The sequence below is a fragment of the Micromonospora maritima genome (assembly GCF_902825405.1).
Classification (GTDB): domain Bacteria; phylum Actinomycetota; class Actinomycetes; order Mycobacteriales; family Micromonosporaceae; genus Micromonospora; species Micromonospora maritima.
In genome coordinates this window covers 1-5,871 of record NZ_CADEAU010000338.1, presented here as the reverse complement: position 1 = coordinate 5,871, position 5,871 = coordinate 1, and the positions used below count along the sequence as shown (strand labels likewise).

The window sequence follows — 5,871 nt, the reverse complement described above, 5'->3', positions numbered from 1 at the left end:
ACCCGGGACAGGTCCCGGGCCACCGCGCGCGCCGCCCCGCCGGCGTCCTGACCGGGCAGCATCAGCACCACCCGGCCGTCGCGCGCCGCGGCCAGCCCACCCCGGGTCGAGGCGTACGTGGTGGCCCACGACAGCACCCGCTGCCGGGCCGAGCCGGTCTCGGCGAACGCGTCGTCGCCGACCGCCACCAGCACGTGCGGGGCGTCCAGGTCCACCCCGATCCGGCGGGCCCGGCTGCGCAGCGCGTCGGCGTCGCGCAGCGGCCGGGCGATCAGGTCGTCGAGCAGCTCGCCCCGGACCCGACCCTCCGCCTCGGCCACCGTGCGACGGAACAGCAGCAGCAACGCGGTCACCAGCGCCGCCCGCTCCAGGATCCGCTGGTCCGCGTCGACCAGCTCGTCGTCCGGGCGCAGCACCAGCGCGCCCAGGTTCTCCGCGCCGGCCACCACGGCGGCGTACCACAGTGGGCCGCGCCGCACGCTGCGCCCCTCGGTGCGCGACGCGGCCACCGCCTCCACGATGTCCGCGCGGTCCGGCTCCTCGATCTCGCCCACCCGGGCCAGCCGCCGGCCCTCGGCGTCCAGCGCCAGCAGCGCCCCGCCGAGCACCTCGGTCACCGCCGCGGCCACGTCCTCCATCCCGCCGCCGCGCACGACGAGCGCGGTCATCCGGTCGTGCGCGGCCGCGGCGCGCTCCACCGAGGTGCTGTGCGCCCGGATCGTGCCGTTCGCCGCCGACAGCTCCTCCAGCGCCGAGCGGGTCTCGGCCAGCAGCCGGGCGGTGTCGATCGCCACCGCCGCGTGCGCGGCCAGCGAGACCAGCAGCGACACCTCCTCCCGGGCGAACGGCCGGGCCGAGCGGTTGGCCGCGTAGAGCACGCCGATCACGCTCGAACCGAGCCGCAGCGGCACGCCGAGGATGGCCACCAGGCCCTCCTCGCCCACCCCGCCGTCGATCTCCCCGGTGTGCCGGAACCGCTCGTCCTCCTGGTAGTTCGCGGTGACGTACGGCGTGCCGGTCTGCGCCACCAGCCCGCCCAGCCCGTCACCCATCTCCAGGCGCAACCGCTGGAAGCGGGCCGAGATCGACCCGTCGGTGACCCGCATGTAGGTGTCACCGCGCTCGTCGTCGTTGAGCGTCATGTAGGCCACGTCGGTGCCGAGCAGGATCCGCGCCCGGTGCACGATCGCCCGCAGCACGTCGTCCAGGTCGCGCAGACCGGCCAGGTCGCTGGCGGTGTCGTACAGCCCGGACAACTCGGTCTCCCGCCGCCGGCGGCGCTCCAGCAGCGCCCGCACCCGCAGCGCGACCACCTTCGCCTGCTCCAGCTCGGCCAGGCGCTCGGCGGGCAGGCCGGCGGCGCGCGCGGCGACCAGCGGGCCCTCGAACTCGACCGCGGCGGCCTCGCGCGCCAGCAGCTCCAGGAACTCGACCGGCGACGACATGACCGACATTGTGCGCGGCGCCACTAGTTGGCCGTCCAGCCCCCGTCGAGGGCGATCGACGCGCCGGTGAGGAACGCGGCGGGCGGCGCGCACAGGTACGCCACCAGCTCCGCCACCTCCTCCGGTTCGATCAGCCGCTTGATCGCCGCCCGGGCCAGCATGATCTTCTCCACCACCTCGTCCTCGCCGATGCCGTGACGGGCCGCCTGGTCGGCGATCTGGCTCTCCACCAGCGCGGTCCGCACGTACGCCGGGTTGATGCAGTTGGCCGTCACCCCGTGCGCCGCGCCCTCCAGCGCGACCACCTTCGACAGCCCCTCCAGCGCGTGCTTCGCCGACACGTACGCCGCCTTGTACGGCGACGCGCGCAACCCGTGCACCGAGGAGATGTTCACGATCCGGCCCCAGCCGTTGGCGTACATCCGGGGCAGCGCCCGGCGGATCAGCAGGAACGGCGCCTCGACCATCACCCGCTGGATGTACTCGAACCGCTCGACCGGGAAATCCTGCACCGGCGCCACGTGTTGCAGGCCGGCGTTGTTCACCACGATGTCGGCGTCGACGTCGAGCCGGTCCACCGCCTCCGGGTCGGCCAGGTCGACCCCCTCGGCCCGGCCGCCCGCCTCGGCGGCCACCGCCTTCGCCGCCTCCACGTTGCGGTCCAGCACCACGACCGAGGCGCCGGCCGCCGCCAGCCGCAGGGCGCAGGCCCGCCCGATGCCGCTGCCACCACCTGTCACCAGGGCGGTGCGACCGGAGAGGTCGACGTGTACGACGTGGGGGACCGCCACGGGTTCTGCCGTCATGGCGCAAGAAGTTACGAGGCGTGTGGCCTCGGGCACATGGGGCGGCGACACATACTCGACCGCTTCAGTGTGTGGTGCGGCGCGCACCTGTCGGCCCCGGCGTGTCCGGTCGTCCGGTGCTCCGGGCGCACCAGTAGGGTGTGTCGAACACACGTACTGCTGACGGCTCGGGGAGGAGGCGGCGTGCGCGTGCTCGGCGTCGACCCGGGGCTGACCCGGTGCGGGGTCGGCGTGGTCGAGGGCGTCCCCGGTCGCCCGTGCACGCTGGTCGCCTACTACGTGGTCTACACCGACCCCGAGGACGACCTGCCGCTGCGCCTGCTGCACCTGGACCGGTCGCTCACCGACCTGGTCGCCGAGCACCGGCCGGACGCGGTCGCGGTGGAACGCGTGTTCAGCCAGCACAACGTGCGCACGGTGATGGGCACCGCCCAGGCCAGCGGCATCGCGGTGCTCGCCGGCGCGCGGGCCGGGCTGCCGGTGACCACCTACACCCCGAGCGAGGTGAAGGCGGCGGTGACGGGCTCTGGGCAGGCCGACAAGGCGCAGATGACGGCCATGGTCACCCGGCTGCTGCGGCTCGCCGAGCCGCCCCGCCCGGCCGACGCCGCCGACGCACTGGCGCTGGCCATCTGTCACGTCTGGCGCGGTGGCACCCGGTCCAAGCTGGCCGCCGCCGCGCAGCGGGCCCGACGAGGAGGGGCGCGATGATCGCCAGCGTTCGCGGCACGGTGACCGCGACCGGTCCGGACCACGCGGTGGTGGAGGTGGGCGGCATCGGCCTGGCCGTGCAGTGCGCCCCCGGCACGCTCGCCGACCTGCGGGTCGGGCAGCCGGCCCGGCTGGCCACCAGCCTGGTCGTCCGGGAGGACTCACTCACCCTCTACGGCTTCGCCGACGACGACGCCAAGCAGCTGTTCGAGCTGCTCCAGACCGCCAGCGGGGTCGGTCCCCGGTTGGCCCAGGCGGTGCTCGCGGTGCACACGCCGGACGCGGTCCGCAAGGCCGTCGCCAACGCCGACACCGCCGCGCTGACCCGGGTGCCGGGGATCGGCAAGAAGGGCGCCGAGCGGCTCGTGCTGGAGCTGCGCGACCGGATCGGTCCGGTGCCGGTCGGCCCCGACGGCGCGGCCGGGGTGACCGTCGGCGCCTGGCCGGAGCAGGTGCGTCAGGCGCTGGTCGGGCTCGGCTGGACGGCCGCGCAGGCCGACCAGGCGGTGGCCGCGGTGGCCGAGACCGTCGACGGTGACACGCCGCCGGTGCCGGTCCTGCTCAAGCAGGCCATCCGTCTCCTGGGCCGCACCCGATGACAAGCGCGGGGAGTCAGCCGGCATGACGAGTGAGAACCTGGTCTCGGCGTATGTCAGCGACGCGGAGCGGGACGCCGAGGCCAGCGTCCGGCCGAAGCGGCTGGCCGAGTTCATCGCCCAGGACCGGGTCCGCGACCAGCTCGACCTGTTGTTGCAGGGCGCGATGCGGCGCGGCTCCCCGCCGGACCACATCCTCCTGTCGGGGCCGCCCGGCCTCGGGAAGACCTCCCTGGCCAACATCGTCGCCGCCGAGCTGGGCGCGGGCATCCGGGTGACCAGCGGGCCGGCCATCGAACGCTCCGGTGACCTGGCCGCGATCCTGACCAGCCTGGCCGAGGGCGACGTGCTCTTCATCGACGAGATCCACCGGATCGCCAAGCCGGCCGAGGAACTGCTCTACAGCGCCATGGAGGACTTCCGGGTCGACGTGGTGGTCGGCAAGGGCCCCGGTGCCACCGCGATCCCGCTCGACGTGGAGCCGTTCACCCTCGTCGGCGCCACCACCCGCTCGGGTCTGCTGACCGGGCCGATGCGGGACCGGTTCGGCTTCGTCGCGCACCTCGACTTCTACTCTCCGGCCGACCTGGAGACCCTGTTGCACCGCTCCGCCCGGATCCTCGGCGTGCCGATCACCGCCGACGGCGCGGCGGAGATCGCCGGGCGGTCCCGGGGCACGCCCCGGATCGCCAACCGGCTGCTGCGCCGGGTGCGCGACTTCGCCGAGGTGCGGGCCGACGGCGTGGTGACGGTGGAGACGGCGCGCTCCGCGCTGACCGTCTACGACGTGGACGCGCTGGGCCTGGACCGGCTGGACCGGGCGGTGCTCACCGCGCTCGTCGACTCGTTCCGGGGCGGCCCGGTCGGGCTCTCCACGCTGGCGGTGGCCGTGGGGGAGCAGCCGGACACGGTCGAGGAGGTCTGCGAGCCGTTCCTGGTCCGGGCCGGGCTGCTGGCGCGTACCCCGCGCGGTCGGGTGGCGACGGCGGCTGCCTGGCATCATCTAGGACGTAAGCCCCCGAATGGTACATTTGGTGCGGAGGCCCCGGCCGGGCCCGATCTGTTCTCGGTCCAGACCGATCAGCCGTGATCCGAACGTGATCTGTGCCGCATTCGGTGTTCTCAGGAGCAGGGACTAGACTTCGCCGCGGTCTGTACAGGACGTGAGAATCCGCCTCCGCTGCGGTGCCCCCCGGGGCCGGCGGAGGCCAACCGGAAGGTCGACACCGTGCTTTACGCAGCAGCGAGTGGCGGAGGAGCCGGCGGTCTGACGCCGATCCTCATGATCGCTCTGCTCTTCGTCGTCATGTACTTCATGATGATCCGTCCGCAGCAGAAGCGCCGCCGTGAGGCCGAGCAGATGCAGTCCGCCCTCGCCCCGGGCGACGAGGTGGTCACCATCGGCGGCCTGCACGGCACGGTCACCGTGGTCGAGGACGAGACGGTCCTGCTGGAGGTCGCTCCCGGCGTGCAGACCCGTTACGCGCGCCCGGCCGTGGCCCGGGTGGTCAAGCGCGCCGAGGCGCCGGCGGCCGAGACGATCAGCGAGGAAGCCGAGCCGGTCAAGGAGTGACCGCCCGCCCCGGACGGGGCAGCGGGGACACCCGCACAAGTGGATAGTTGGGTCGGCGTCCGACGCCGGCACGCGGGCAGGCCCGCGCGGCGCCCCCGCGTCGCGTCCGGGGCGGCGTGCCGTCCGCCGGGGCCGACCCGCCGGAGCAGTCGGGCGGACACCCCCGGCCCGACAGATGTCGCCGCCGCGGAAGCGGCGCGACCGTACAGGGAGACAGGACAGCCGTGGCACCACCTCAGGGACAGATGCGCCCCGGACGGCAGCTCGCCGTGCTCGGGTTCATCTTCGTCGTCCTCTATCTTTTGGTGTTCTTCTCGGGCGGCGCCAGCGGTGGCTGGAAGGACCGGCTGGAGCCCCGGCTCGGCCTGGACCTCATCGGCGGCACCCGGCTGACGCTCGAGGCCACCAACACGGTGGACGGCAAGCCGCCGACCGCCGGCAACCTCGAGGAGGCCCGCCAGATCATCGAGAGCCGGGTCAACGCCTACGGCGTGGCCGAGGCCGAGGTGGTCACCGAGGGCAACCGCAACATCGTCATCTCCCTGCCCGGCCAGAACCGTGACCTGACCGACGTCGGCAGCGCCGCCGAGCTGCGCTTCCGCAAGGTGCTCAAGGCCACCGACGGCAGCGGCGCGGCCCTCGCCCCGCCGCCGAGCCCGAGCGCCAGCCCGGCCCCGTCCGGCAGTGCCAGCCCCAAGCCGTCGGGCAGCGCGTCGGCGAAGCCGTCCGGCAGCGCATCG

Annotated in this window: 6 protein-coding genes and 1 pseudogene; 5 read left to right on the top strand and 2 right to left on the bottom strand. The window is 74.2% G+C overall.

All coding sequences use genetic code 11. From position 1 onward, the window contains the following. Both HUW36_RS23745 and HUW36_RS23740 read right to left on the bottom strand, forming a co-directional pair. Positions 1-1,454 (bottom strand): GAF domain-containing protein (locus HUW36_RS23745; protein WP_174530206.1); only part of this gene is annotated, 1,454 nt, incomplete at its 3' end. Between the two features lie 14 nt (positions 1,455-1,468). Continuing rightward, positions 1,469-2,251, bottom strand: a complete 783-nt coding sequence (locus HUW36_RS23740) for a 3-hydroxybutyrate dehydrogenase (protein WP_174530205.1) — start codon at positions 2,249-2,251, stop codon at positions 1,469-1,471. A 183-nt stretch (positions 2,252-2,434) separates the two neighbouring features. On the opposite strand from HUW36_RS23740, the gene ruvC reads away from it, so the two are divergent. The 5 genes and pseudogenes from ruvC to HUW36_RS23715 form a co-directional block, all read left to right on the top strand. Further along, positions 2,435-2,962: a crossover junction endodeoxyribonuclease RuvC gene (ruvC, locus tag HUW36_RS23735; protein ID WP_091578139.1), complete on the top strand. Its 528-nt coding sequence runs from the start codon at positions 2,435-2,437 to the stop codon at positions 2,960-2,962. Beyond that, positions 2,959-3,561: a Holliday junction branch migration protein RuvA gene (gene ruvA / locus HUW36_RS23730; RefSeq protein WP_174530204.1), complete on the top strand. Its 603-nt coding sequence runs from the start codon at positions 2,959-2,961 to the stop codon at positions 3,559-3,561. The genes ruvC and ruvA overlap by 4 nt, the downstream gene beginning before the upstream one ends. Before the next feature lie 22 nt (positions 3,562-3,583). Further along, on the top strand, positions 3,584-4,648 hold the full coding sequence (gene ruvB, locus HUW36_RS23725) for a Holliday junction branch migration DNA helicase RuvB (protein ID WP_174530203.1): 1,065 nt from the start codon (positions 3,584-3,586) through the stop codon (positions 4,646-4,648). A gap of 138 nt (positions 4,649-4,786) precedes the next feature. Next, the gene (gene yajC, locus HUW36_RS23720; RefSeq protein WP_174530202.1) at positions 4,787-5,131 is read left to right on the top strand and encodes a preprotein translocase subunit YajC; all 345 of its coding nucleotides are present in this window, start codon (positions 4,787-4,789) and stop codon (positions 5,129-5,131) included. Positions 5,132-5,355: 224 nt separating this feature from the next. Continuing rightward, positions 5,356-5,871: pseudogene (locus tag HUW36_RS23715) on the top strand (protein translocase subunit SecD); the annotation flags it as partial.